General features: G+C 67.4%; 23 protein-coding genes. 7 read left to right on the top strand and 16 right to left on the bottom strand.

All coding sequences use genetic code 11. The features are described from left to right. Positions 1 to 5 precede the first annotated feature (5 nt). From gatB to gatC, 3 genes are read right to left on the bottom strand one after another with little or no spacing between them, the layout of a single operon-like run. On the bottom strand, positions 6 to 1496 hold the full coding sequence (gene gatB, locus ACSFB7_RS10740) for an Asp-tRNA(Asn)/Glu-tRNA(Gln) amidotransferase subunit GatB (RefSeq protein WP_435469785.1): 1491 nt from the start codon (positions 1494 to 1496) through the stop codon (positions 6 to 8). A 1-nt stretch (position 1497) separates the two neighbouring features. Further along, entirely contained in the window at positions 1498 to 3015 is a 1518-nt protein-coding gene (gatA, locus tag ACSFB7_RS10735; protein ID WP_435469783.1) for an Asp-tRNA(Asn)/Glu-tRNA(Gln) amidotransferase subunit GatA, read from the bottom strand. Then, positions 3015 to 3314 (bottom strand): Asp-tRNA(Asn)/Glu-tRNA(Gln) amidotransferase subunit GatC, encoded by a 300-nt coding sequence (gatC, locus tag ACSFB7_RS10730; protein WP_435469781.1) that lies wholly within the window; start codon positions 3312 to 3314, stop codon positions 3015 to 3017. Before gatC ends, gatA begins: the two co-directional genes overlap by 1 nt. A 214-nt stretch (positions 3315 to 3528) precedes the next feature. Here gatC and ACSFB7_RS10725 point away from each other — a divergent pair, with 214 nt between their 5' ends. The 4 genes from ACSFB7_RS10725 (at position 3529) to mrdA (ending at position 8165) form a co-directional block, all read left to right on the top strand. After that, complete coding sequence (locus ACSFB7_RS10725; RefSeq protein ID WP_013538761.1) at positions 3529 to 4572, top strand: rod shape-determining protein; 1044 nt, start codon at positions 3529 to 3531, stop codon at positions 4570 to 4572. Positions 4573 to 4659: 87 nt separating this feature from the next. Beyond that, positions 4660 to 5619 (top strand): rod shape-determining protein MreC, encoded by a 960-nt coding sequence (gene mreC, locus ACSFB7_RS10720; protein WP_435469779.1) that lies wholly within the window; start codon positions 4660 to 4662, stop codon positions 5617 to 5619. After that, a complete protein-coding gene (gene mreD / locus ACSFB7_RS10715; RefSeq protein WP_435469777.1) occupies positions 5616 to 6137 on the top strand; it encodes a rod shape-determining protein MreD in 522 nt (173 codons plus the stop codon). The genes mreC and mreD overlap by 4 nt, the downstream gene beginning before the upstream one ends. A gap of 57 nt (positions 6138 to 6194) precedes the next feature. Next, positions 6195 to 8165, top strand: coding sequence for a penicillin-binding protein 2 (gene mrdA, locus ACSFB7_RS10710; protein WP_435469775.1), 1971 nt, complete (start codon positions 6195 to 6197; stop codon positions 8163 to 8165). Between the two features lie 126 nt (positions 8166 to 8291). Here the strand turns inward: mrdA and fahA are convergent, their stop codons facing one another. The 6 genes from fahA to ACSFB7_RS10680 form a co-directional block, all read right to left on the bottom strand. Further along, a complete protein-coding gene (fahA, locus tag ACSFB7_RS10705; RefSeq protein ID WP_435469773.1) occupies positions 8292 to 9560 on the bottom strand; it encodes a fumarylacetoacetase in 1269 nt (422 codons plus the stop codon). 22 nt (positions 9561 to 9582) lie between these two features. Continuing rightward, entirely contained in the window at positions 9583 to 10563 is a 981-nt protein-coding gene (locus ACSFB7_RS10700) for a Bug family tripartite tricarboxylate transporter substrate binding protein (protein WP_435469771.1), read from the bottom strand. Next, complete coding sequence (gene hmgA / locus ACSFB7_RS10695) at positions 10560 to 11870, bottom strand: homogentisate 1,2-dioxygenase (RefSeq protein WP_435469769.1); 1311 nt, start codon at positions 11868 to 11870, stop codon at positions 10560 to 10562. Before hmgA ends, ACSFB7_RS10700 begins: the two co-directional genes overlap by 4 nt. Before the next feature lie 53 nt (positions 11871 to 11923). After that, positions 11924 to 12133 (bottom strand): DUF2783 domain-containing protein, encoded by a 210-nt coding sequence (locus tag ACSFB7_RS10690; protein WP_435469767.1) that lies wholly within the window; start codon positions 12131 to 12133, stop codon positions 11924 to 11926. Continuing rightward, entirely contained in the window at positions 12130 to 13767 is a 1638-nt protein-coding gene (locus ACSFB7_RS10685; protein ID WP_435469765.1) for an FAD-dependent oxidoreductase, read from the bottom strand. The genes ACSFB7_RS10690 and ACSFB7_RS10685 overlap by 4 nt, the downstream gene beginning before the upstream one ends. Before the next feature lie 143 nt (positions 13768 to 13910). After that, the gene (locus ACSFB7_RS10680; RefSeq protein WP_435469763.1) at positions 13911 to 14870 is read right to left on the bottom strand and encodes an MBL fold metallo-hydrolase; all 960 of its coding nucleotides are present in this window, start codon (positions 14868 to 14870) and stop codon (positions 13911 to 13913) included. Positions 14871 to 15027: 157 nt separating this feature from the next. Here ACSFB7_RS10680 and ACSFB7_RS10675 point away from each other — a divergent pair, with 157 nt between their 5' ends. The 3 genes from ACSFB7_RS10675 (at position 15028) to ACSFB7_RS10665 (ending at position 17757) form a co-directional block, all read left to right on the top strand. Next, entirely contained in the window at positions 15028 to 15894 is an 867-nt protein-coding gene (locus ACSFB7_RS10675; protein ID WP_435469761.1) for an IclR family transcriptional regulator, read from the top strand. Then, positions 15891 to 16637 (top strand): SIR2 family NAD-dependent protein deacylase, encoded by a 747-nt coding sequence (locus ACSFB7_RS10670; protein ID WP_435469759.1) that lies wholly within the window; start codon positions 15891 to 15893, stop codon positions 16635 to 16637. The genes ACSFB7_RS10675 and ACSFB7_RS10670 overlap by 4 nt, the downstream gene beginning before the upstream one ends. A gap of 103 nt (positions 16638 to 16740) precedes the next feature. Then, positions 16741 to 17757: a hypothetical protein gene (locus ACSFB7_RS10665; protein WP_435469758.1), complete on the top strand. Its 1017-nt coding sequence runs from the start codon at positions 16741 to 16743 to the stop codon at positions 17755 to 17757. Positions 17758 to 17769: 12 nt separating this feature from the next. Here the strand turns inward: ACSFB7_RS10665 and ACSFB7_RS10660 are convergent, their stop codons facing one another. The 7 genes from ACSFB7_RS10660 to ACSFB7_RS10630 all read right to left on the bottom strand — a co-directional run bounded on the left by ACSFB7_RS10660 (position 17770) and on the right by ACSFB7_RS10630 (position 24359). After that, positions 17770 to 17991 carry a hypothetical protein gene (locus ACSFB7_RS10660; protein WP_435469756.1) on the bottom strand — a complete coding sequence of 74 codons (222 nt, stop codon included), beginning with the start codon at positions 17989 to 17991 and terminating at the stop codon, positions 17770 to 17772. Between the two features lie 23 nt (positions 17992 to 18014). After that, on the bottom strand, positions 18015 to 18737 hold the full coding sequence (locus tag ACSFB7_RS10655; protein ID WP_435469754.1) for an ABC-type transport auxiliary lipoprotein family protein: 723 nt from the start codon (positions 18735 to 18737) through the stop codon (positions 18015 to 18017). 20 nt (positions 18738 to 18757) lie between these two features. Further along, positions 18758 to 19717: an MlaD family protein gene (locus ACSFB7_RS10650; RefSeq protein ID WP_435469752.1), complete on the bottom strand. Its 960-nt coding sequence runs from the start codon at positions 19715 to 19717 to the stop codon at positions 18758 to 18760. Between the two features lie 14 nt (positions 19718 to 19731). Then, positions 19732 to 20574 carry an ABC transporter ATP-binding protein gene (locus tag ACSFB7_RS10645; protein ID WP_435469750.1) on the bottom strand — a complete coding sequence of 281 codons (843 nt, stop codon included), beginning with the start codon at positions 20572 to 20574 and terminating at the stop codon, positions 19732 to 19734. A 4-nt stretch (positions 20575 to 20578) separates the two neighbouring features. Further along, entirely contained in the window at positions 20579 to 21745 is a 1167-nt protein-coding gene (locus ACSFB7_RS10640; RefSeq protein ID WP_435469748.1) for an MlaE family ABC transporter permease, read from the bottom strand. A 242-nt stretch (positions 21746 to 21987) separates the two neighbouring features. Next, positions 21988 to 22842 (bottom strand): MurR/RpiR family transcriptional regulator, encoded by an 855-nt coding sequence (locus ACSFB7_RS10635; RefSeq protein WP_435469746.1) that lies wholly within the window; start codon positions 22840 to 22842, stop codon positions 21988 to 21990. Between the two features lie 122 nt (positions 22843 to 22964). Next, positions 22965 to 24359, bottom strand: coding sequence for a carbohydrate porin (locus ACSFB7_RS10630; protein ID WP_435469744.1), 1395 nt, complete (start codon positions 24357 to 24359; stop codon positions 22965 to 22967). Between the last annotated feature and the right edge of the window lie 28 nt (positions 24360 to 24387).

The following is a 24387-nucleotide window of genomic DNA, read 5'->3' as shown; positions in this document are numbered from 1 at the left end:
TTCGATCAGCCCAGCTTGGCTTTCAGCAGTTCGGTGACCTGCGCCGGGTTCGCCTTGCCCCCGCTGGCCTTCATGACCTGGCCCACGAGGCCGTTGAGCGCCTTTTCCTTGCCGCCACGGTATTCCTCGACGTTCTTCGCGTTCTTGGCAATCACCTCGTCGAGGATCTTGTCGAGCGCGCCGGTGTCGGCCATCGGCTTCAGGTCCTTGGCTTCGATGATCGCGTCGACGTCGCTGCCTTCGCCGGTCCACAGCGCATCGAACACCTGACGCGCCGCGTTGTTCGGCAGCGTGCCGTCGGCGATGAGCTTCACCAGGTGGGCCAGTTGCGATGCCTTGACCGGCGCAGCCTCGATGCCGATTTCGGCGGCGTTCAGGCGGCGCGCCATCTCGCCGGTGATCCAGTTGCTTGCGAGCTTGGGCGCGGCGCCCGCGCGCACGGCTTCATCGAAGTAGCTTGCGAGCGCGGTGCTGTGCGTGAGCTGCGCCGCGTCGTATTCGGACAGGCCGTGGTCGCGCACATAGCGCTCGGCCATCGCGCGCGGCAGCTCGGGCATGGTGGCCTTCACGCGCTCGATCCAGTCGGCGGCGATCACCAGCGGCGGCAGGTCGGGATCGGGGAAGTAGCGGTAGTCGGCCGAGTCTTCCTTGGCGCGCATCGCGCGCGTCTCGCCGGTGTCGGCGTTGAACAGTACGGTGGCCTGCTCGATCTTGCGGCCGTCCTCGATCTCTTCGATCTGCCAGCGGATCTCGTAGTCGATCGCCTGCTGCATGTGCTTGAAGCTGTTCAGGTTCTTGATCTCGCGCCGCGTGCCGAGCTTGTCGCCGGGCTTGCGCACCGACACGTTGGCGTCGCAGCGGAAGCTGCCTTCCTGCATGTTGCCGTCGCAGATGCCGATCCATGTGACGATCTTGTGCAGCTCCTTCGCGTAGGCCACGGCCTCGGCGGTAGAGCGCATGTCGGGCTCGGTCACGATCTCCAGCAGCGGCGTGCCGGCGCGGTTCAGGTCGATGCCGCTCTGGCCGATGAAGTTCTCGTGCAGCGACTTGCCCGCGTCTTCTTCGAGGTGGGCACGCACGAGGCGCACGGTCTTGTGTTCTTCGCCGAGGAAGAACGAGACCGAGCCGCCCTGCACCACGGGAATCTCGAACTGACTGATCTGGTAGCCCTTGGGCAGGTCGGGGTAGAAATAATTCTTGCGTGCGAACACGCTGCGCGGCGCGATGTGCGAGCCCAGCGCCAGACCCAGCTTGATGGCGCGTTCGACCGCGCCCTTGTTCATCACGGGCAGCGTGCCGGGCAGTGCCAGGTCGACCGCGCAGGCCTGCGTGTTCGGCTCGGCACCGAAGGCGGTGGACGCGCGGCTGAAGATCTTGCTGGCGGTCGACAGTTGCGCGTGCGTCTCGAAGCCGATGATGACTTCATAGCCGCGCACCAGCGGGCCGGTCGGGCGGCCCTGTTGTTGTGCTTCGAATGTGTTCACGGTCTCGCTCATTTCAGAAGCCCTCCGGCGTGCGTGCATGCCAGTCGGTGGCCTGCTGGAAACGGTGCGCCGTGTTCAGCAGCTTCGCTTCGCCGAAGTAGTTGCCGATCAGCTGCAGGCCCACGGGCATGCCGCTGTCGAAGCCCGCGGGCACGCTCATGCCGGGCAGGCCGGCCAGCGATGCGGGCAGCGTGAAGATGTCGGCGAGGTAGTCGGCCACGGGGTCGTCGCCGTGCTCGCCGAGTTTCCATGCAGTGGTCGGAGCGGCGGGGCCGGCGATCACGTCGCATTGCTTGAAGGCCTGCTGGAAGTCGTCGGCGATCATGCGGCGCACCTTCTGCGCCTGCAGGTAGTAGGCGTCGTAGTAGCCGTGCGAGAGCACGTAGGTGCCGATCATGATGCGGCGCTTGACTTCGTCGCCGAAGCCTTCGGCGCGCGTGCGCTCGTACATCTGGGTCAGAGCGCTTCTCTCCCGCTTGTCTTTCGGATCGTAGGAGGCTTGCGTGCGATGCCCGAACTTGACGCCGTCGAAGCGGCTCAGGTTGCTCGACGCTTCTGCAGCAGCCAGGATGTAGTACACGGGAATCGACAGCTCGGTGCGCGGCAGCGTGACCTCGACGCGCTTCGCGCCGAGTTTTTCATACTGCAACAGCGCTGCATCAATCGCCGCGCGCACGCCGGGTGCCACGCCTTCGCCGAAGAACTCCTTCGGCACGCCGATGCGCAGGCCTTCGAGCGAGTCGTTCAGCGAGCGGCTGAAGTTCTCGGCGGGCTTGTCGAGCGAGGTCGAATCGCGGTCGAGGTCGGGGCCGCAGAAGGCCGACAGCAGCAGCGCGCAGTCTTCGGCCGAGCGGGCCATCGGGCCGGCCTGGTCGAGGCTCGATGCGAAGGCCACCATGCCGTAGCGCGAGGCGCGTCCGTAGGTCGGCTTGATGCCGGTCACGCCGCAGAACGACGCGGGCTGGCGGATCGATCCGCCGGTGTCGGTGCCGGTGGCTGCGGGCGCGAGGCGCGCTGCCACAGCCGCCGCGCTGGCCCCCGACGAGCCGCCCGGAATGCGTTCGCGGTTCCACGGGTTCTGCACCGGCACGGCCTTGTCGTGGCCGACGGCGGGCACGGCGATGTTCTCGTTGGCCGAGCCCATCGCGAATTCGTCGCAGCTCAGCTTGCCGAGCGTGACCGCGCCGGCTTCGGCCAGGCGGCGCACCACGGTCGCGTCAAAGGGCGAGCGGTAGCCCGCGAGCATCTTCGAGCCGGCGGTGGTGGCGAAATCGGTGGTGACGAAGATGTCCTTGTGCGCAATCGGCACACCGGCCAGCGCGGGGGCGTTGCCGGCTGCAATTTGCGCGTCGGCCGCGCGGGCCTGGGCCAGCGTGACTTCTTCATTGACGTCGACGAAGGTGCCGAGCGACTCGTGCGCCTTCATGCGGCCCAGGAAAACCTGCGAGGCCTCGACGGCCGAGACCTTGCGGTCGGCCAGCGCCTTGGCCAGCGCAACCACACTCAATTGGTGCAATTCACCGCTGCTCATCATTCGATCACCTTGGGCACGAGGAACAGGCCGGCTTCGACGGCCGGGGCGCTCTTCTGGTTGGCTTCGCGGTTGTCGGGCTCGCTCACCACGTCGTCGCGAAGACGCAGGGTGATGTCCTCGAGGGCCGCCACGGGATGGGCCAGCGGCTCGACGCCTTCGGTGTTCACCGAACGCATACGTTCGACTAAGTCGAAAAAGCCGTTGATCTGGCTGAGCATGCGCTCGCTTTCGTCAGGAGCAAGCTGCAGCCTTGCCAGCGAGGCAATGCGCGCAATATCGGAAGCAGATAGTGACATAGGGTCGGGTGGCCAAAAAAGCCGAGGTAATCGCACGCCGAAGAGGGTGCTAATACAGGAATCAGAGGGGATTCGGGTATTATCCCGCCTTTGCCGCAACCCCCGCGAACGCGCCGGCTTTTGCGTCAAAAACGATCAATTCACCCCGTCAAACGACCCAAAAACAGAGCGACGACCTGCCGATGCGCAGGCCGTGCTCCAGAGGATTTCGCACATGTTTGGAGCTTTCCGTCGGTACTTTTCCACCGACCTTGCGATCGATCTCGGCACCGCCAACACCCTGATATTTGCCCGTAACAAGGGCATCGTGCTGGACGAGCCTTCGGTAGTCGCCATTCGCCACGAAGGTGGCCCCCACGGCAAGAAGGTGATCCAGGCCGTCGGCCGCGAGGCCAAGGCCATGCTGGGCAAGGTGCCCGGCAACATCGAGGCGATCCGCCCTATGAAGGACGGCGTCATTGCAGACTTCGTGATCACCGAGCAGATGATCAAGCAGTTCATCAAGATGGTGCACCCGCGCACGCTGCTCACGCCGAGCCCGCGCATCATCATCTGCGTGCCCTGCGGCTCGACCCAGGTCGAGCGCCGCGCCATCAAGGACGCGGCCGAAGCCGCTGGCGCCACCTCCGTCTACCTCATCGAAGAGCCCATGGCCGCGGCCATCGGCGCCGGCCTGCCCGTCAGCGAAGCCTCGGGCTCGATGGTGGTGGACATCGGCGGCGGCACCACCGAAGTGGGCGTCATCTCGCTGGGCGGCATGGTCTACAAGGGCTCCGTGCGCGTGGGCGGCGACCGCTTCGACGAAGCCATCATCAACTACATCCGCCGCAACTACGGCATGCTGATCGGCGAGCCGACGGCCGAAGTCATCAAGAAGACCATCGGTTCGGCCTTCCCGGGCTCCGAGGTCAAGGAGATGGAAGTCAAGGGCCGCAACCTGTCCGAAGGTGTGCCGCGCAGCTTCACCATCAGCAGCAACGAAGTGCTGGAAGCCCTGACCGACCCGCTCAACAACATCGTCTCGGCCGTGAAGAACGCGCTGGAGCAGACGCCGCCCGAGCTGGGCGCCGACATTGCCGACCGCGGCATGATGCTGACCGGCGGCGGCGCCCTGCTGCGCGACCTCGACCGCCTGCTGGCCGAGGAAACCGGCCTGCCGGTGCTCGTGGCCGAAGACCCGCTGACCTGCGTGGTGCGCGGCTGCGGCATTGCGCTGGAGCGCATGGACCGTCTCGGCAGCATCTTCACGAGCGAGTAAACAGGCTGCTGCCCTCATCGGCCGGCCTCTGCTTGCGCGGGCCGGCTTTTTGTTATTTGATTCCGCACCACAGCCGGGTCTGAATTCATGCCTCTGGGCACGCTCGATCGCACAGCGCCACCCCTGTTCAACCAGGGGCAGTCGGCACTCAGCAAGCTGATCTTCTTCGGCGCGCTGTCGCTCTTCCTGATGGTGGCCGATGCACGCTTTCATATCGTGCAGCCGATCCGCGCCGCCCTTGGCGCGGTGCTCTACCCGGTGCAATGGGTGGCGCTCAAGCCGGTGCAGATCATGATGGGCGGCGGACGCTACCTCGAAGACCTGCAGACCGCGCAACGCAATGAAGCCGATGCCCGCAAGGCGCTGATGATGCAGGCCGAGCGCGCCAGCCAGGCCGACACGCTGGCACAGGACAACGCCCGCCTGCGCGAACTGCTCGAACTGCGCCAGACCACGCAGACGCCGGGCCGCGCGGCCGAGGTGCTGTATGACGCGGCCGACCCCTACACCCGCAAGATCGTCATCGACCAGGGCATGACGCAGGGCGTGGTGGCCGGCTCGCCGGTGATCGATGCGCGCGGCGTGCTCGGCCAGGTCACGCAGGTGCTGCCCTTCACGAGCGAAGTGACGCTGGTGATCGACCGCGACCTCGCCATTCCCGTGCAGAACACCCGCACCGGCGTGCGCAGCGTGGCCTTTGGCGACGCCTCGGCGCACGGCGGCGGCCTGGAGCTGCGCTTCATGGCGGCCAACGCCGACCTGCAGGAAGGCGACCTGCTGTCCACCAGCGGCGTCGACGGCATCTACCCGGCCGGCCTGCCGGTCGCGAAGATCGAACGCATCGAGCGCCGCGCCGACTCGGCCTTTGCCCGCATCTACTGCGTGCCGCTCGCCCATGTGACGGCCGCGCGCTACGTGCTCGTGCTCGAACCCACCGGCGCGCCGACGGCCCCGCCGCCCGCCGCGCCCGTGACCACCCAGCGCAAGCGCCCCGACGGCAAGCCCGGCGCGGGCAAGAACGAAAAGAAGGCCGGAGAACGCCGATGATCAAGCGACCCGGCCAGCAGCAGCTCCTGCTGCCCGTCAGCCCGCTCTTCATGTGGACCAGCCTCGTCGTGGCGCTGCTGGTCAACATGGTGCCGATCGGCCGCGCCGTCTGGATGCCCGACCTGCTGGCGCTGGTGATCGTGTTCTGGGGCGTGCACCAGCCGGCGCGCGTGGGCATTGGCGCGGCCTTCGTGTTCGGCCTGTGCATGGACGTGCACCAGTCGTCGATGCTGGGCCAGCATGCGCTGTCCTACACCACGCTGGGCTTCTTCGCGATCACGATCCACCGGCGCCTGCTTTGGTATCCGGTGCTGTCGCAGGCGCTGCAGGTGCTGCCGCTCTTTGCGCTGTCGCAGTTGATCGAGGTCATCACGCGGATGATCGGCGGCGGCGTGTTCCCCGGCTGGACGGTGCTGATCTCGCCGGGCATCGAAGCCGCGCTCTGGCCGCTGGCTTCGGCCCTGTTGCTGGCACCGCAACGCCGCACGCCGGAACCCGACGAGAACCGGCCCCTCTAATTCAAGCCTGCTGCCGCATTTGCCTTCGCACTTGCACGCGCCTAAGCTCCGATCGCCATGACCGAAATCCGCAACGTTGCCGCCGACCTCGCGCGCTTCAAGCGCCGCGTGATCGTGATCGGCCTGGCGGTGCTGTTCGCCTTCGGCCTGCTGTGCGCGCGGCTGGTCTACCTGCAGGTCACGCGGCATGAAGATCTGGCCGAACAGGCCGAGAGCAACCGCACGGCCATCGTGCCGGTGGTGCCCAACCGGGGCCTGATCCTCGACCGCAACGGGATCGTGCTGGCCTCGAACTACTCGGCCTACACGCTGGAGATCACGCCCTCGAAGGTGGGCGACGTCGAGGAAACCATCGACAGCCTGACGCAGGTGCTCGAAGTTTCGCCGCGCGACCGCCGCCGCTTCAAGCGCCTGCGCGAAGACTCGCGCAGCTTCGACTCCATCCCGATCCGCACCCGCCTGAGCGACGAGGAAGTGGCGCGCTTCGCGGCCCAGCGCTATCGCTTCCCGGGCGTGGAAATCAAGGCGCGCCTGTTCCGCAACTACCCGCAGGGCGAGCTGGCCTCCCACGTGCTCGGCTACATCGGCCGCATCAACCAGCGCGAGAAGACCGCGATGGAAGACTGGGACGAAGACGAGCAGGCCAACTACAAGGGCACCGACTACATCGGCAAGCTGGGCATCGAGCAGAGCTACGAGAAGACGCTGCACGGGCAAACCGGCGTCGAGCAGATGGAAACCTCGGCCGGCGGGCGTGCCGTGCGCCGCCTTGCGAGCCATCCGGCCACGCCCGGCAACACCGTGATGCTGGCGCTGGACATCAAGCTGCAGAAGCTGGTGGAAGACATGTTCGGCGAGCGGCGTGGCGCGGTGGTGGTGATCGACCCGAAGACCGGCGAAGTGCTGGCCTTCGTGAGCAAGCCCACCTTCGACCCCAACCTTTTCGTCGAAGGCATCGACACCGAAAGCTGGGCGGCGCTGACCGAATCGCTCGACAAGCCGCTGCTGAACCGCGCCCTGCGCGGCACCTATCCGCCCGGTTCCACCTACAAGCCCTTCATGGCGCTGGCGGCGTTGCAGACCGGCAAGCGCGGCCCCAGCGTGGTGGTGAACGACCCCGGTTATTTCAACTTCGGCGGCCACCGCTTCGGCAGCCCCGAAGGCTACCTGGGCGGCGTCGACATGCGCCGCGCGATCCAGTTGTCGAGCAACATCTACTTCTATTCACTGGCCAACGAGATGGGCGTGGACATGATCCACGACGCGATGAAGCCGCTGGGCTTCGGCCAGATCACCGGCATCGACCTGGGCGGCGAAGTGCGCGGCGTGCTGCCGAGCACCGAGTGGAAGCGCAACGCCTACAAGCGGCCCGAGGCCAAGAAGTGGTACGCCGGCGAAACCATCTCGCTGGGCATCGGGCAGGGCTACAACGCCTTCACGATGCTGCAACTGGCACAGGCCACGGCCATCGTGGCCGACGGGGGCATCAAGCACAAGCCGCACCTCGTGCTGGCCACGCGCGACACGGTCAGCGGGCAGGTGGTGCCGCTGCCGCAGCCGCCGGCGGAAAACCTCGGCTACACGCCGGCCGCGATTTCGGTGATCCGCGAAGGCCTGACCAGCGTGGTCACCAGCGGCACGGCGCGCGGCGTGTTCGCTGGTGCGCTCTACCAGGCTGCCGGCAAGACGGGCACGGCGCAGGCCGTGACGCAGGCGCAGAACACCAAGTACAACGCACGGGCGCTGGAAGAACACCAGCGCGATCACGCGCTCTTCATGGGCTTTGCGCCGGTGAACGATCCGAAGATCGCCGTGGCGGTGATCGTGGAAAACGCGGGCTGGGGTGCGGGTGCCGCGGCGCCCATCGCGCGCCGCGTGTTCGATTACTGGCTGGCGAACCAGTACCCGAGCGAGGCCGATCTGGCGGCCATGAAGATCGGCAAGGCGACCGCGCCGATCGGCAAGCCGCGCGTGGCTAGCGAAGTGGCGTGGCCGGTGGCTGCGAGCACGACGGCGCCCGCGCCCTGATGTCTTGCTCCCTCTCCCCTTGGGGAGAGGGTTGGGGTGAGGGTGTGCGGCGATGAAGGCCGCACGATGTTGTGAGGCCGACTGCCCTCACCCTGGCCCTCTCCCAGAGGGAGAGGGGAAAAAACCTCAGACCACCGTACCGGCAACTTCACCCAGACCGATACGCACAGCCCCCGCGCGCTCGCAGTACCCACGCATGACCAGCGTGTCCCCATCTTCCAGGAACGTCCGCTTCTCGCCATTCGGCAGCGTGATCGGCTGCTTGCCGCCCAGCGTCAGCTCCATCAGCGAGCCGGCTTCGTCGGGCTTCGGCCCCGACAGCGTGCCCGAACCGAGCAGGTCGCCCGGCTGCAGGTTGCAGCCGTTCACCGTGTGGTGCGTGATGAGCTGCGCTGCGGTCCAGTAGGCGGCCTCGGTCGTGTTGCCGCGCGTCAGGCGCGTGGGCGCTTCGCCGGCTGCGCGCATCTTCGCGGTCTGCAGCAGCACTTCGAGCGTGATGTCGAGCGCGCCGCCTTCGCGGTTCGATGCCGAGTCCAGGTACGGCAGCGGCTGCGGGTCTTCCGCGGGCCGCTCGAACTTCGCGCGGAACGGTGCCAGCGCTTCCATCGTCACGATCCAAGGCGACAGTGTGCTGGCGAAGTTCTTCGCCAGGAACGGGCCGAGCGGCTGGTATTCCCAGGCCTGCAGGTCGCGCGCCGACCAGTCGTTGAGCAGCGTCACGCCGAACAGGTGATCTTCGGCCTCGCCGATGGCGATGGGCTCGCCCAGCGCATTGCCCTGGCCGACCAGGAAGCCCAGCTCCAGTTCGTAGTCCAGGCGCTTGGAGGGACCGAAGCTCGGCGCGACGGCGTCGGGCGCCTTGGTCTGGCCTTGCGGGCGCTTGAAGGTCTGGCCGCTCGCGCCGATCGACGAGGCGCGGCCGTGATAACCGATCGGCACCCACTTGTAGTTGGGCATCAGCGGCTGGTCGGGGCGGAACAGCTTGCCGATGGTGGTCGCGTGATGGATGCCGGTGTAGAAGTCGGTGTAGTCGCCGATGCGGCAAGGCACGGTCATCTCGGCCTTGGCCTGTGCGAGCAGTGCCTTCGACCATGCGGCCTGCTTGTCGCTGCCTTCGGCAAGACCGGCGGAGATCGCGGCGCGCAGGGCCTGGCGGTCTTTCACCGAAGCGCTCATCAGCGCGTTCATGTCGTCGGTGTCGATCAGGCCCGTGGCCTTCAGGTCCAGCACCTGGTCGCCGATGGCGACGCCGACGCGAAAGCCTTCGCTGCTGCTGCCGGCGGTGCGGAAGCGGCCGAAGGGCAGGTTCTGGATCGGGAAGTCGGTGCCGGCTTCATTGGCCGAGGCGACCCAGCTGCGCAGCTTCGGGTCATGGGTGGCGTTCAGTGCGGTCATGTCTGTCTTTCTGTGAATCTGTTCAGTCGGCTGTCATGCCGGCTTTCTTGGCGACTTCGCCGAGGCGCTTGTATTCGGTGTCGGTCAGCGTGGTCAACTCCTGCGCCGTCGAGCCGCGCGGCGAGAAGCCGGCCTGCTGCAGCTTGGCCTTCACGTCGGGCATGGCCAGCGCTTCCACGAAGGCTTCGTTCAGCGCCTTCACGATCGGCGCCGGCAGCTTCGCCGGCCCGTAAACACCGAACCACGGATCGAGCGCATAGCCCTTGAGCCCGGCTTCGGCCATCGTCGGCACGTCGGGCAGCGACGGCGAGCGCGCCGGTCCGGCGACGGCGAGCGCGCGCAGCTTGCCGGCCTGGATGTGCGGCAGCGACGCCGGCAGGTTGTCGAACATCGCGCCGATGTTGTTGCCCAGCATGTCGGTGATGGCCGGGCCGCTGCCCTTGTAGGCGACGTGCACGAGGTCGGTGCCGGTCATCTGCGCGAACATCACGCCGGCCAGGTTCATCGAGGTGCCGGCGCCCGCGGTGGCGTAGGGCATGCCGGGGTTCTTCTTCGCGGCCGCGATCAGGTCGGCCACCGATTTCACCGGCGAGGCGGCCGGCACTTCGAGCACGATGGTCGAGGTGCCCAGCAGGCTGATGGCGGTGAAATCCTTGCGCGGATCGAAGGCCATCGACTTGTAGATGTGCGGGTTCAGCGCATTGGTCGAGATGGCGCCGAAGCCGATGGTGTAGCCATCGGGCGCGGCCTTGGCCACGGCGTCCATGCCGATGTTGCCGCCCGCGCCGCCGCGGTTGTCGATCAGCACCGGCTGGCCCAGCTTCTCCGACACTTTCTGGCCCACGGTGCGCGCCACCAGGTCGGTGGTGCCGCCGGGCGTGTAGGGCACGACGAAGCGGATCGGCTTGCTCGGGTAGTCGGCAGCCTGCGCGAAGAAGGGCACTGTGAGCAGGGCGACGGCCGCGGCGCGGCGGGTGATGACGAAAGCGGTTGTCTTGTTCATGCTTTGAATTGGTCTTTCAGGCCGGCCCAGCAATCGGCGTAGTCGGTATCGAGCGCGGGGCTCTTCAGGGCGAAGTCGGTGGGAATGAAGCGATAGCGGCTCTCGAACATGAAGGCCAGCGTGTTGTCCAGCTTGTGCGGCTTCAGGTCGGCATGCGTGGCCTTGTCGAAGGCTTCCTCGTCGGGGCCGTGCGGCACCATGCAGTTGTGCAGGCTCGCGCCGCCGGGCTTGAAGCCGCCCGGCTTGGCGTCGTACTCGCCCAGCACCAGGCCCATGAATTCGCTCATGAGGTTGCGGTGGAACCATGGCGGGCGGAAGGTGTTTTCCATCACCATCCAGCGCGGCGGGAAGATCACGAAGTCGCAATTGGCGGTGCCGGGCGTGTCGCTGGGCGAGGTCAGCACGGTGAAGATCGACGGATCGGGATGGTCGAAGCTGATCGAGCCGATCACCATGAAGTGCGCCGTGTCGTACTTCAGCGGCGCGAGGTTGCCGTGCCATGCGACCACGTTGAAGGGCGACTGCCTGGCGGGTGCCTTCCAGAAGCGGCCGGCGAATTTCTTGACCAGTTCGTAGGCGCCTTCTTCCGTCTCGAACGCCGCCACCGGCGCCTGGAAGTCGCGTGCGTTGGCCAGCCCGTTCGAGCCGATGGGGCCCAGCTCGGGCAGGCGGAAATGCGCGCCGTAGTTCTCGCAGACATAGCCGCGCGACAGGCCATCGGGCAGCGCGACCTTGAAGGCCATGCCGCGCGGCAGCAGCGCGATCTCGCCGGGCTTGACGTCGAGCACGCCCAGTTCGGTCGTGATGACAAGGCGGCCCTGCTGCGGCACCACCAGCATCTCGCCGTCGGCGTTGACAAAAGCGCGGCGCTCCATCGAGCGGCCGGCCAGGTACATCAGCGAGCCGATGCCGACCTGCGACTCGGCATCGCCGTTGGCCGCGATGGTGTGCATGCCATCGATGAAGTCGGCTTCGGCGGCACCGTCCAGCGGCTGCGGATGCCAGCGCAGGGGCTCGGGCGGCGGAGCAATTTCCCGGTCGGCGCCGGTGGTCCAGTGCGGTTGCGCATAAGGCTGGTAGCGGCCCGACACCACCGAAGGCTGGCGACGGTACAGCCAGGTGCGGCGGTTCTCATGGCGCGGCGCCGTGAAGGCCGTGCCCGAGATCAGCTCGGTGTACAGGTCGAACGGACCGCGCTGCGGGTTGTTGCGGCCCTGGGGCAGCGCGCCAGCCACGGCCTCGGATGCGTATTCGTTGCCGAAGCCGCTCTGGTAGCGCCGCTCGGTGGTGGGGGTGGATGGGGTCATGGTGTTCTCTTTCGAAAATCGCGATGAGATGGAAATGATGCGGCGCGTTGCGTTCAGGCGCTGCGCGCGGCGTCGAAAGCCTCACGCAGCACGGCGAGCGCGCCGACATGGTTGGCCAGCACGAGCACGAGGCGCGCATTGAAGGCGTGGCTCTCTTCGGTGGAAAGCCCCTGGTGGGCCTCGATCAGCGCTTCGTAGAAATCGTCGGGTGCGTCGAGGTTCGGCGTGGTGATCAGTGATTGCTGTTGTTGCATGGCGTTCATGCCTTTGCCAGTGCGCGGTGGGTCGCCGCACGGATGTGGTCCGCCGTGGGCTGGCGCCAGCGCGCGCACACATGCTGGTCGGGCCGCAGGAGGTAGACGGTACCCGGTTGCGCGTCGTAGCGCTGCGCCGCGAGTTCGCCGGCGGGCGTGCTGGCCCGCACCTGCACGATGTGCAGCGCAACGTCGCTGGCCTTCAGCGCCTGCAGGCTGCGCGCGGCCGCCTCGCCGGCGCCGAACACCAGGGCCGTGAACCGCGCCGCATCGCATTCGCGCAGCAGCCAGCCGGTGCTGCCGTCGGCGCGCAGCACGGGTGCGTCGGCTGCGGCGGCGCCGGGCACCATCGCGCCCGCGAAGGCCTCGGCATCGGGCGTGTTGAGCGGCGAATCGCGCAGCACCGTGGCCACAGAGAGACGCCCGCTGTTGACCAGCGTGCGCGCGAAGGCGTGGCGCCGGGTCAGCTCCAGCACCGCATCGCGAAAGAGCCGGCTCACCTCGCTCTTGGGCGTGATGAAGTCGGTGGCGCGCGTCGAGTTGCGGATGTTCTCGTCGGCCGCGAATTCGCGCTCGCTGGCGTAGCTGTCGAGCAGCGCATCGGGCGCGTCGCCCCGCACCACGGCCGCGAGTTTCCACGCGAGGTTGTCGGCGTCCTGCACGCCCGAGTTGGCGCCGCGCGCGCCGAAGGGCGACACGCCGTGCGCCGAGTCGCCCGCGAACAGCACGCGGCCATGGCGGAAGTGCGCCATGCGCTGGCAGGCGAAGGTGTAGACGCTGGCCCAGCCGATCTGGAACTGCACGCCCTCGAAGCCGATGCTGTCGAGCAGGGCGCGCACGCGCGGCGTGATGTTCTCGGGCTTGCGCTCTTCCACCGGGTCGGCGTCCCAGCCGAGCTGGAAGTCGACGCGCCACATGCCGTCGGCCTGCTTGTGCAGCAGCACGCTCTGGCCGGGGTGGAACGAGGGGTCGAACCAGAAGCGGCGCTCGGTGGGGAGCTGCGCGTCCATCGTGATGTCGGCGATCAGGAAGCGGTCGCGGAAGGTGCGGCCCTTGGCCTCCTGGCCCAGCAACTGGCGCAGGTTGGAGCGCGAGCCGTCGCAGGCGGCGACGTAGCCGGCCTGCAGCTGATAGTTGCCTTCGGGCGTTTCCACCGTCAGCACCGCGCCGTCGTCGCGCTGCTCGATGCCCGTGACCTTGCTGTTCCAGCGCAGGTCGATCAGCGGCAGCTCGGCCACGCGCTCGACGAGGTAGCCCTCGACGTAGTACTGCTGCAGGTTGATGAAGGCCGGGCGCTCGTGGCCGGGCTCGGGCAGCAGGTCGAAACGGTAGACCTGCTCGTCATGGAAGAACACCTTGCCGACGTTCCACGACACGCCCTTGTCGACCATGCGGTCGCCGCAGCCCAGGCGGTCGAACACTTCGAGCGTGCGCTTGGCAAAGCAGATCGCGCGCGAGCCGCTGGACAGGGTGTTGTCGTTGTCGAGCAGCACCACGGGAATCTGGCGCAACGCGAGGTCGATGGCGAGCGTGAGGCCGACGGGGCCGGCGCCGACGATCACGACCGGGTGATGGGCAGGGGGGGCCGCGTCCTGGTCGGCGTGGCGTTTGTAGTCGAAGCGCAGACTTTGATAGTCGATCACGTACTTGTCTCCGTGTCCTTGGTCTTGTATTGCTCCTTCCCCCTCTGGGGAAGGTCGGGATGGGGGCTCGGCGGCGCTCGAAACCGGCGCTCTGCCTGCCCCCACCCCAGCCCTCCCCCAGCGGGGGAGGGAGCCATGCGGGATCAGCCTTCGAGGGCCTTCCACATGTCGATGTCGCGCTGCGCCGTCCACACGCGCGGATCGGCATGACCCGACGCTTCGTCATAAGCCCGGCTCACATCGAACGGCATGCAGTGGTCGAAGATCACCCACTGGCTGTACTTGGGCTTGAGCTTTTCGTAGGTGTCCTTGTAGACCGCGTTCAGGTCGCGGCCGGCCTTCACGCCTTCCTGCACGCTGGCGTACACGTCGGAGATGAAGTTGCGCGTGCCGGTCAGGCCCTCGGCCACGGCTTCGGGCGTGGTCAGCGCGGCGCCGCGGCCCGGCACCAGTGCGGCCGGCTTCAGCGCGGCGATGTTGTCCAGCGTCTGCGGCCAGTCCTTGAAGTAGGCGTCGCCGGCGTAGGGCGTAGCGCCGAACTCGACCAGGTCGCCCGACAGCAGCGTGCGCTCCTGCGGCAGCCAGACGACGGTGTCGCCCTTGGTGTGGCCACGGCCGAGCTGGATCAGCTGCACTTCGAGCTTGCCCAGCCACAGCGTCATCTTGCCGGTGAAGGTCATGGTGGGCCAGGTCAGGCCCGGGGGTACGGTCTCGACGTTCTGGAACAGGCGCGGGAAGCGGCCGATTTCGCTGGCCTTGTCTTCCTCGCCGCGCTCGACGATCAGGTCGCGCGTGTCCTGGCTGGCCAGCACGTGTTCGGCGCCGTAGCCCGCCGCGCCCAGCACGCGCACCGCGTGGTAGTGCGTCAGCACCACGTACTTGATGGGCTTGTCGGTCACTTCGCGGATGCGGCGCACCACGTCGGCGGCCATGGCGGGCGTGGCCTGGGTGTCGGCCACCAGCACGCAGTCGTCGCCAATGATGATCCCGGTGTTCGGGTCGCCTTCGGCGGTGTAGGCCCAGGCGTGTTCCGAGATCTGGCTGAAGGTGATCTTCTTTTCTTCCATGTCCGCCTGGCTGGCGAACTTCTTGGCTTGGCTCATCGTGTGTCTCCGGTTTGCGGGTGGGGTATCTGGTGGGGCGGGAGATTCGTTTAGGGCGAACGAGTTCGCAAATAACGAATTCCAGCAGTGTAAGCCTCGGATCAGTTCATGTCTAATCCCTTCTTCATGAACGAACAACCAGACGGCAAGGCGGGCCATGGCAGCGAATGACACCGACCGCGCCCAGCGCGGCATCCAGAGCATCGAGGTCGGCGGCCAGCTGCTGCGCGCGCTGGTGCACCACGGCCGGCCGATGGCGCTGAAAGATCTCGCGCGCGAGGCCGACATGACGCCTGCCAAGGCGCATCCGTACATGGTGAGCTTCGGGCGCCTGGGCCTGATCGAGCAGGACCGTGCCAGCGGCCACTATCTGCTCGGGCCGCTGGCCTTGCAATTGGGGCTGATCAGCCTGCAGCAGGCCGACCCGGTGCACATCGCCACGCCGCTGATCGCCCAGTTGGCCCAGCAGACCGGCCACACCGTGGCGCTGGCCGTGTGGGGTGCGCGCGGCGCGACCATCGTGCGCACGGCCGAGTCGCCCTCGCCGGTGCATGTGAACATGCGGCACGGCACGGTGTTCTCGCTCACCAACACGGCCTCGGGCCGGGTCTTTGCCACGTACCTCGATGCAGCCGTGGTGCGGGCGCTGCTCGAAGAGGAGCGCCAGCGACAGAAGTCGCGCAAGGGCGCGATTGAACCGGCGCCGCCCCCCGGCATGCCGCCGGTGCAGCCGCTGCCTTCCTGGAGCGACTTCGAGCGCCAGCTCCAGGAAGTGCGCGACCACGGCATCAGCCGCTCCGACGGCGAGGTGATCGAGGGCGTGAGCGCCATGGCCGCGCCGGTGTTCGACCACACCGGCGCCATCGTGCTGTCCGTGACCGCCATCGGCCCGGCCGGCATCTTCGACACCGCGTGGGACGGCGAGATCTCGCGCGCCCTCAAGGCCTGCGCGGACACCGTCTCCCAGCGGCTGGGCGCCACCGTGGCCCCAGCCGCCACCAGTCTTTCCAGAACCGAACGATGACGCCAGTCAGTCCCGATACATCTCTTTCTTCTTCTCTCGATGCCGCCATGGCGCTGCTGCGCGATGCCCGGCGCATCGTGGTTTTTTCCGGCGCCGGCCTCTCGCGCGCCTCGGGCATCCCGACCTACCGCGATGCCGACGGCCTCTGGAAGAGCCAGAACGCGCTGCAGTTCTCCCATGCCGAAGACCTGCAGCGCGACCCGTCCGGCTTCACGAAATTCTGGGCGCAGCGCCTGTCGGTGGTCGAGTCGGCCCAGCCCAACCCGGGCCATGACGCGCTGGCGCAACTGCAACGGCTGCGGCCCGCCACGCGGCTGGTCACACAGAACGTCGACGGCCTCCTCACGCTGGCCGGCGGGCAGGACGTGCTCGAGCTGCACGGCTCGCTGCGCCGCTGGCGCTGCGACCACTGCGGCAACCGCAGCGGCCCGTGGCCCTTCCACCGGTGCCTCCGCTGCGGTTCGCACGCGCGGCCCGACGTGGTGATGTTCGGCGAGATGCTCAATTCTGGCGTGCTGCTCGACGCCCAGGTGGCGGCGCAGGAGTGCGACCTGTTCCTGGTGGTCGGTAGCACGACCATCGTCTACCCGGCCGCCGAGCTGCCGCAGACCGCGCTGGCCCACGGCGCGAAGCTGGTCACGCTCAACCTGGAGCCGCTGCCGCATCTGGACGATGCGGCTTCGGTGGTGCTGCGTGGGACGTCGGAAGAGCTGTTGCCGCGGCTGTTGGCGGGGCTGGGCTGAAGCCCCCGCACCACCATCGGGCACTTTCGCCCGGGCGACGGTCTAAACTCGTGCGCCCCATGAGGCGTCGCGAGTTCGCGCTTCCGTATACCTATTTCAAAAGATGACGCCCGCAAAACTCTGGTTGTCGATATTCCTGACGGCCTTTGCCGTCTTCACCGGACTGCTGATCCAGACGTTGCTCACCACCGCTGCATATGGCGATCTGGCGCGCATCGGCCGTATTTCCGACTACGACTTCGGCTGGCGCATCGAGCCGCCGCAGGTCGATGCTGACCTGCTCGAAGGCGTGCCGATCGACAAGGCCGACATCCTGGTGATCGGTGACAGCTTTTCGGCTACCTCGCGCTGGCAATCGCAGCTCACCAAGGCCGGCTACGCCGTGACCACCACCTTCTGGGTTAAGGAACACGAAGCGCTGTGCGATGACTTCGATGATTGGGTGGCCAAGGCGGGCTTTCGCGGCAAGCTGGTGGTCATAGAAAGCGTGGAGCGGCTGCTCGCCTGGCGGCTCACCAACACGCAAAAGTGCCGCACCATGCCGCACACGCTCGAGTCGCAGCCCGGGCCGCTATCGCCACCGCCCGAGCATGTGCCGGGCTTCGCCCTCAACTGGGACGGACAGCTGATTTCGGGTTGGCTCACATCGCGTTGCACCCGTGCGGCCATTGCCGGCAAGAAGCGCAGCGAATGCAACCAGGAGGCGTTGGCGTTCCCGGTTGAAAACGGCTGCCAGCTGTTCAGCCATCGCCGCTGCGACATGGCGTTGTTCCTGGCTGGCGACAAGGGTATGGGCGAACTCACGCCCAAGGACGTTGCACAGATGCAGGCCTTCACGAAATCGCAGTCCAAGGTGCCGATCCTGTGGATGGTGGTGCCGAACAAATGGACCACCTACCTGGACCCGGCGCATTCACAGGCTTTCGTGACGGCGCTCAAGCAGACCGACCTGGGGCCGGATCTCTTCAGCTTCACGCAGGAAGAGAAGGTCAAGATGAAGGACTTCTACTTCCCCAACGACACCCACATCTCGATGCACGGCCAGCTGCTGCTGGGCGATCGCATGCTGCAGGCGGTGCGGCAGAAGCTGGGCGCGGCGCCCGCGCCTTCGGGCGATTGAGCCGGACGGGGCTCAGCCCTTCCGGCCGCCCAGCAGCACCAGCGCGCCGCCCACCACGATCACGGCCACGCCGGCCCAGGCCGGGAAGTTGACGGTCTGCTTTTCCTTCACCGAGAACTCCAGTGGGCCCAGCTTGGCCTGATGGGTTTCCTTGGTGAAGCTGAAGCTGCCCATGGTCAGTGCGGCGATGCCCGCCACGATGAGCAGGATGCCGACGATGCGCGTGACGTTCATGGGGCGGCCCTCCGTTCAGCGATCTACTGTCGCGGCTGTTGCGATTGCGGTTGCTGTTTCTGCAGTTGATCCACCCACTGCACCACCTCGGCCACCGCGCCGTCGCTGGCCGCGATCAGCGCCTTCACGCCGCCGGGCGCATCGGCGCTGGGCGCGGGGCGGCGCACGGTGAACATGCGCTGGCCCATCACGCGGTCGCCGCCGGCCGTGCCGCGGATCAGCGTGGCGCGCAGGCGCACCAGGCCCACGCTGCTGCTGGCCGAATCGAAGTAGTGGCTGAACTCGTCGAGCGAGATGCGCAGCGTGTCGGGCACTTCACCCTTGGCGCGCGAAATGGTCGCGCTCTCTTCCGGGCCGAGCACGGTGCGCTGCTGCGCCAGCGTGTCGCGCAGCCGCTGGCGCAGCAGTTGCGCGGGCGGCTGGCTCCAGCGCGACTGGCCGTAGGGGCGCAGCTCGTTGGCGTCGGCATAGCCCAGGCGGTACAGGATCTGCGTGCCGTCGATGCGCGTGTTGCTCTCGAACTCAGCCAGTGCCAGCGTGGGCAACTGCGTTGCAGCAGCGGGCGCCGCTGTGGCAACCGGGGCCGTGGCGCCGGGGCCGAAGTCATACAGCGCCGCGCGCGCGGGCTTGTCGGGCAGCGCGCCGCAGCCGGCGGCCAGCAGCGCGATGCCGAAGAAGAGCGCCGCGGCGCCCACGCGGCGTGCACGGCGCGCGTGGGTGTTCAGGGTGGATCGAATGGCGTTCATGGTGGTGCTCTTGCCTTCCCTCAGGGACGCGTGGCCGCCGGCGCGGCAAAACCGGGTTCGCCCGGGCCCGCGGCCGCGCCGCCGTTGCCGAACAGCAGCGATTGCGGGTTGTCGTTGATGCTGTCCGCCGCGCGGCCCAGCCGGCGCACGGCGTGCGAGGTGTCGTCGGCCACCCGGTTCACGCGCGGCAGCGTCGCCGAGTTGAACGAATCGACCGCCTGCGCCAGCGCCTTGGTGCCGTCGCCCAGCCGTTCCATCGGGCCGTCGGGTGCGTTCAGGCGGCCCACGGTGGTGTTGAAGTTGTTGGCCACGCGCGAGACGTCGCCTGCCGCCTTCTTCACCGAAGCCAGCGTGTCAGGCAGCTTGGTCAGGGCCGGGTTCAGGCCCGTCTTCACTGTGCTGTCGAGCGTCTTGAGCAGCGTGTTGGCGCTGGCCGAGGCGGCGGCGATGTTCTCCAGCGCATCGGCCGCGCGCTTCTGGTTCGGGTCGCTCAGCAACTGGTTGGCGCGCTTGGTTACTTCTTCGACCTGGTTGATGATGGCTTCGCCACGGTCCTGCAGCTGCGCCAGCATCGAGGGCTTGAGCGGAATGCGCGGCGGGTCGTCGTTGTCGGGCTTCAATGACACGGTCGATTCGCCCTTGTCGTCCAGCGCGATGAAGGCCAGGCCGGTCACGCCCTGGTAGCTCAGCGTGGCAAAGCTGGAGGTGGTGAGCGGCACGCGCTCGTCGACGGTGATGCGCACCCGCACATTGCCCTTGACCTTGGGGTCGAAGTCGATCGACGCCACCTTGCCCACCGCGATGCCGCGGTAGCGCACCATGGCCTGCGGCTGCAGGCCGCTGACAGCCTCGCGCGTGGACAGTTCGTAGACGTTGCGCACGGTGTTGTCGCGCGTGAACCAGATCACCAGGGCGACGAGCACGGCAATGAGGCCGAGCACGAAGGCGCCGGCGGCGAGGGCATGGGCCTTGTTTTCCATGATGGGGCTACCTTTCAGCGTGCGCCCGCGCTGGTGGCGGGCGGCGGTGTGGCTTCGGTGGGGTTTTCATGCAGGGCCTCCAGGGCGCGCTGTCCGCGCCCGCCGAGAAAGTATTCATGAATGAAGGGGTGCGGGTAGGCGATGACTTCGCGCGCCGCGCCGGTGACGATCACCTTCTGGTCGGCCAGCACCGCGATGCGGGTGCTCAGGTCGAACAGCGTGTCCAGGTCGTGCGTGACCATCACCACCGTCAGGCCCAGCTCGCGGTGCAGGCTGCGCAGCAGGTTGCAGAAGCTGTCCGATGCCTCGGGGTCGAGGCCGGCGGTGGGCTCGTCGAGCAGCAGCAGCGGCGGGTCCATGATGAGTGCGCGCGCCAGCGCCACGCGCTTGATCATGCCGCCCGACAGATCCGACGGGCTCATGTTCGCGTGCCGGGGCTCCAGGCCCACCATCTGCAGCTTCACCAGCGCCGCATTGCGGATGAGTCCGTCGGGCAGCAGCTTCAGCTCGCGCAGCGGAAAGGCGATGTTCTCCAGCACGCTGAAGGCCGAGAACAGCGCGCCATGCTGGAACAGCATGCCCACGTTGGCCGCGCCGGTGGCGCTGAGTTCGCCGGGCGGCTGGCCCAGCACCTCGACCACGCCGCGCGTCGGCTTTTCCAGCCCGAGGATCTGGCGCAGCAGCACCGTCTTGCCGGTGCCCGAGCCGCCCACCAGCGACAGCACTTCGCCACGGTCGATGTGCAGGTTCAGGTCGCGGTGCACCACCTGCTCGCCTTCGGCGTTCGTGAACACGGTCCACAGGCCGCGGATGTCGACCACGGCGGTGGGGGTGTCGGCGCGAATGGGCATGCTCATGCGCTCATCCCCGGAACCCGATGCCCTTGAACAGCACCGCAAACAGCGCATCGACCAGGATCACCGCGGTGATCGAGGTCACGACCGACGAGGTGGTGCCGCGCCCCAGGCTCTCGGTGTTGGGCTTGACCTTCATGCCGAAGTAGCAGCCGATCAGCGCGATCAGGATGCCGAACACCGCCGACTTGGCCATGGCCAGCCAGAGGTTCGAGATCGGCACCGCGCGCGGCAGCGCCGACAGGAAGTAGGCCGGCGAAATGTCGAGCGCCGCATCGGCCGCCAGCATGCCGCCCGCGAGCGCCGCCATCGAGGTCCAGAGGCTGATCAGCGGCATCGCGATGGCCAGCGCCAGCACGCGCGGCATCACCAGCCGAAAGCCGTGCGGAATGCCCATGACGCGCATCGCGTCGAGTTCTTCGGTCACGCGCATCACGCCGATCTGCGCCGTGATGGCCGAGCCCGAGCGGCCCGCGATCAGCACGGCCGCCAGCACCGGCCCGAGTTCGCGCACCAGCGACAGCCCGAGGATGTTGACCACGAAGGTCTCGGCGCCGTACTGGCGCAACTGCTGCGAGATCAGGTAGGCCAGCACCACACCGATCAACAGGCCCACCAGCGCCGTGATGTGCAGCGCCGTGGCGCCGAACTGGTAGAGGTGCCCGGAAAAATCGCGCCACGGCCCGCGATGCGGCGCGCGGATCAGCGCGCCCACGTCGATCGCCAACTGGCCGATCAGGCCGGTGAAGTCGCGCATCACATACATGGCGCGCGGACCGTTGTGCGAGAACTCGCGGATGCGGTCGCTCAGTGTCTTGGGCGGCTCGTTCGGCGTGGCCGCGGTGAACTGCGCCACCTGGTCGAGCACCGCCTTGTGCTGCGGCGACATCTCCAGCGTGGCCGGCCATTCGTGGCGCCAGTGGTCCCACAGCAACTGCGCGCCGATGTGGTCGAGCTGCTCGATGGGGCGCAGGTCCCAGGCGCGGTCGGCGGCGGGCGGCGCGGCTTCCAGGCTTTTCGACAGCGCCAGCCACGCCGGCTTGGACGACATGCCCAGTGCGGTCCAGCGGCCGCTGGCCACGGTCCACGCGCGGCCGTCCTGCTCCTGCTGCCGCACCAGCGGCATCACACGGCCGGCGGCTGAAACGTCGGCAGGCGACGGTGCATTCGACATGGGGCGCATGAACAGGAAAGTAAGCAAAAAGGAGGCGGGGAAGGGCGCATCGTAACCGGGTGCATCCATGCCGCACGTGCTCCAGACCCCTCGTTTGCGTAGGGCTCAACGCCGTTTTTTGCGAGGAACCGCGCTGACTGGGCCAGAAATGCCGATGAGGTGCCGTTCGGGGCTTTTCAGCATCCCTTCAGGATCGCGCCCTGGACCGGCGCGCCACGCGCCTTGCGTACCTGTACCTGTATCTATTGGCCGTCGAGTTCGAGCCGGTAGGCCAGCGCGATGAACAGGCTCTGCGCCAGGCCGATGGCGCCGGTCAGCGAGCGGAATCCGAACGAGATGTTCTCCTGCACGCACAGCACGGCCTCGGCCTGCTCGGCAAGGGGGCTCAGGCGGCTGTCGGTCAGGGCGATGATCCGCGCGCCGCGCTGGCTGGCGGCCTCGGCGATGGCCAGGGTTTCCGGCGCATAGGGCGCGAACGAGATCGCCAGCAGCACGTCGTCCTTGCGCAGGGAGCGCAACTGCCCCTCCTGCATGCCGCCGAGCGCGCCGATCAGCGCCACCCGCTTGTCGGTGTGCTGCAGTGCGTAGTCCAGGTAGGACGCGATCGAGAACGACCGGCGCATGCCGACCAGCCAGATCGAATCCGCCGCGGCCAGCAATTCGACCGCCTGATCGAAGTCGCTGCGGTCCAGCGTGCCCAGCAACTCCTGCATGCCGGCGATGCTGCCGCCCAGGAACTGGCGCGCGATGTCGGTGCTGCCCAGCGGCTCGTTGACCTTGATCGCATCGCGGATGCGCGCCTGGTAATTGCGCCCCGGCGCGATCTGCAGCGAGATCGCTTCACGGAACAGCTTCTGCATTTCCGTGAAGCCGGAAAACCCGAAGTGCTTGGCAAAGCGCACCACCGCCGACGGCTGCACGCCGCAGGCGGCCGCCACTTCCTGGATGCCTTCGATCGCGAGGTGCTCGCGGTGCGTTTCCACGTACTTGCCGATCAGCTTCAACTGGCGGCTGAGGCTCGGGTACTGCACCGAAATATCGTTGAGCAGTCGCTGTTCTGCGGAGAGGGAAGGCTGCGATGAGGTGGTGGCGTTCATGGGCGTGGGGCACGGGGAAAGGCGACGGCCAGGTCCGGACGATCTTAGGGCCTGTGCCTTCCCGCGCGGCGGCGCGACCGGCGCCGCTTTCTCAGGCCGTTGCTTCGCGCCGCCTGTCTCTCCTATTCCCACCAGGCTTCCATCTGGATGCCGTAGATCGTTGCGCTGCGGCGGCCGTTGGCGCCGAAGGTGCTGGCGTTGGCATCGGCCGCCGCCTTGTTCCAACTGGCGCGCGTGGCGTAGATGCGGAATTCAGGCCGCGTCCAGAAGTTGGTGTTCGGCGAGAAGGCCACCGCCACGGTCCCCTTGTTCAGCGTCTGGCGCGGTTGGTCGCTGGTGCTGCGGCGCGTGGTGCTCAACTCTGTCAGCAGCTTGGTGTACTTGGCAATGCCATACGACAGGCGCCCGCCGAGGGTGAAATCCTTCGTCTCCGGCCCGTTGTCCGGGCGCGTGGTCTGGTAGCCGATCAGCGTCTGCCCGCCGAAGCGCCCGAACTGGAAGTCCATCGAATCCAGGATGCGGCGCTGCCTGGCACCCGCCTGCGGCGTCACCACCGTGCGCTCCACCAGCGGCGCGAACAGGAAGGTGTCGGACGCGGACGCACCGAAGCCCGGCGGCAGCAGCAGCCCCGTGGTCGTGGTGCTGTTGTCCAGGTTGTAGAACTTGCCGCTGAGCGACGCGTGCCCGCTCGACGCCTGCGCGATGAAGATGTTGTTCAGCCCCGGCAGCAGAAAGTTCTTCTGGATGTGCATCAGGCCCAGCGCGCCGCCGTCCTTGCCCTTGGCGAAGTTGCCCGAGATCAGTCCGCCCGTGATCGTGAGCTTGCCGTCGGGGTTCGTCGGAATGTCGCGCCACTGCACGTTGATGCGCTTGGCGTTGTTCGGGTTGCCGCTCCGGTTGTCCACCGAATCGGCCGTGTGCACCGCCACATTGAGCCGGCCCAGGCGGCCCAGCGGGATGTCGTCGATGCCGGCGCCGTAGTTGTCGCCGTCCTCCACCACCCACTTGTCCACGATGTGCACGTCCTGGATGCGGTGGTAGCGCTGGCCGGCCCACAGCGTGGCGCTGTTGCCGAAGATGCCGCTGAGCGAGAAGTACGCCTGCGCCGTGCCGCTCTTGCCGTTGTAGATCGTGGGCATGTAGAACACGCCCCACTTGATGCCGTCGCCCAGGTCGAAGCGCTTGCCGATGCCGAATTCCAGGTAGTTGTCGCCCTCGTTGCCCAGGCGGTACTTCTGCAGGTCGCCGCCCAGCGAATAGCCGCCCTTGGGCACCCCCTTGGGCGCGCCGAAGAAGCCGCCACGGCCGTAGCCCCAGAACTCCAGGCCGGTGGCGTCGTTGACCTTCTTGATGAAGTCCTTGGTGGGATCGGTCTTGACCTCGGCTTCGGGTGGCGCGTCCGTGGGCGTGTCCATCGACTGGGCTTGGGCCAGTGTGTGGATGCCGGCGAACAGCACGAGGGCTGCGGCTGCGGTGGCTGCGGTGTCTGCAAGTCGGTTCGGCTTTCTGAATTTCACGTCATGTCTCCTCTTGTGGGTTTCGGTT

Source organism: Variovorax raffinosi, from assembly GCF_051216615.1.
Lineage (GTDB): Bacteria > Pseudomonadota > Gammaproteobacteria > Burkholderiales > Burkholderiaceae_C > Variovorax.
Note: the sequence above shows the minus strand (reverse complement) of the source record. Positions and strands in the feature narration are given on the sequence as shown.

Excerpts from the sequence above, each read along its gene's own strand:
- gatB (WP_435469785.1), bottom strand. The coding sequence starts at position 1,496 with ATGAGCGAGACCGTGAACACATTCGAAGCACAACAACAGGGCCGCCCG.
- gatA (WP_435469783.1), bottom strand. The coding sequence starts at position 3,015 with ATGAGCAGCGGTGAATTGCACCAATTGAGTGTGGTTGCGCTGGCCAAG.
- gatC (WP_435469781.1), bottom strand. The coding sequence starts at position 3,314 with ATGTCACTATCTGCTTCCGATATTGCGCGCATTGCCTCGCTGGCAAGG.
- ACSFB7_RS10725 (WP_013538761.1), top strand. The coding sequence starts at position 3,529 with ATGTTTGGAGCTTTCCGTCGGTACTTTTCCACCGACCTTGCGATCGAT.
- mreC (WP_435469779.1), top strand. The coding sequence starts at position 4,660 with ATGCCTCTGGGCACGCTCGATCGCACAGCGCCACCCCTGTTCAACCAG.
- mreD (WP_435469777.1), top strand. The coding sequence starts at position 5,616 with ATGATCAAGCGACCCGGCCAGCAGCAGCTCCTGCTGCCCGTCAGCCCG.
- mrdA (WP_435469775.1), top strand. The coding sequence starts at position 6,195 with ATGACCGAAATCCGCAACGTTGCCGCCGACCTCGCGCGCTTCAAGCGC.
- fahA (WP_435469773.1), bottom strand. The coding sequence starts at position 9,560 with ATGACCGCACTGAACGCCACCCATGACCCGAAGCTGCGCAGCTGGGTC.
- ACSFB7_RS10700 (WP_435469771.1), bottom strand. The coding sequence starts at position 10,563 with ATGAACAAGACAACCGCTTTCGTCATCACCCGCCGCGCCGCGGCCGTC.
- hmgA (WP_435469769.1), bottom strand. The coding sequence starts at position 11,870 with ATGACCCCATCCACCCCCACCACCGAGCGGCGCTACCAGAGCGGCTTC.
- ACSFB7_RS10690 (WP_435469767.1), bottom strand. The coding sequence starts at position 12,133 with ATGAACGCCATGCAACAACAGCAATCACTGATCACCACGCCGAACCTC.
- ACSFB7_RS10680 (WP_435469763.1), bottom strand. The coding sequence starts at position 14,870 with ATGAGCCAAGCCAAGAAGTTCGCCAGCCAGGCGGACATGGAAGAAAAG.
- ACSFB7_RS10675 (WP_435469761.1), top strand. The coding sequence starts at position 15,028 with ATGGCAGCGAATGACACCGACCGCGCCCAGCGCGGCATCCAGAGCATC.
- ACSFB7_RS10670 (WP_435469759.1), top strand. The coding sequence starts at position 15,891 with ATGACGCCAGTCAGTCCCGATACATCTCTTTCTTCTTCTCTCGATGCC.
- ACSFB7_RS10665 (WP_435469758.1), top strand. The coding sequence starts at position 16,741 with ATGACGCCCGCAAAACTCTGGTTGTCGATATTCCTGACGGCCTTTGCC.
- ACSFB7_RS10660 (WP_435469756.1), bottom strand. The coding sequence starts at position 17,991 with ATGAACGTCACGCGCATCGTCGGCATCCTGCTCATCGTGGCGGGCATC.
- ACSFB7_RS10655 (WP_435469754.1), bottom strand. The coding sequence starts at position 18,737 with ATGAACGCCATTCGATCCACCCTGAACACCCACGCGCGCCGTGCACGC.
- ACSFB7_RS10650 (WP_435469752.1), bottom strand. The coding sequence starts at position 19,717 with ATGGAAAACAAGGCCCATGCCCTCGCCGCCGGCGCCTTCGTGCTCGGC.
- ACSFB7_RS10645 (WP_435469750.1), bottom strand. The coding sequence starts at position 20,574 with ATGAGCATGCCCATTCGCGCCGACACCCCCACCGCCGTGGTCGACATC.
- ACSFB7_RS10640 (WP_435469748.1), bottom strand. The coding sequence starts at position 21,745 with ATGTCGAATGCACCGTCGCCTGCCGACGTTTCAGCCGCCGGCCGTGTG.
- ACSFB7_RS10635 (WP_435469746.1), bottom strand. The coding sequence starts at position 22,842 with ATGAACGCCACCACCTCATCGCAGCCTTCCCTCTCCGCAGAACAGCGA.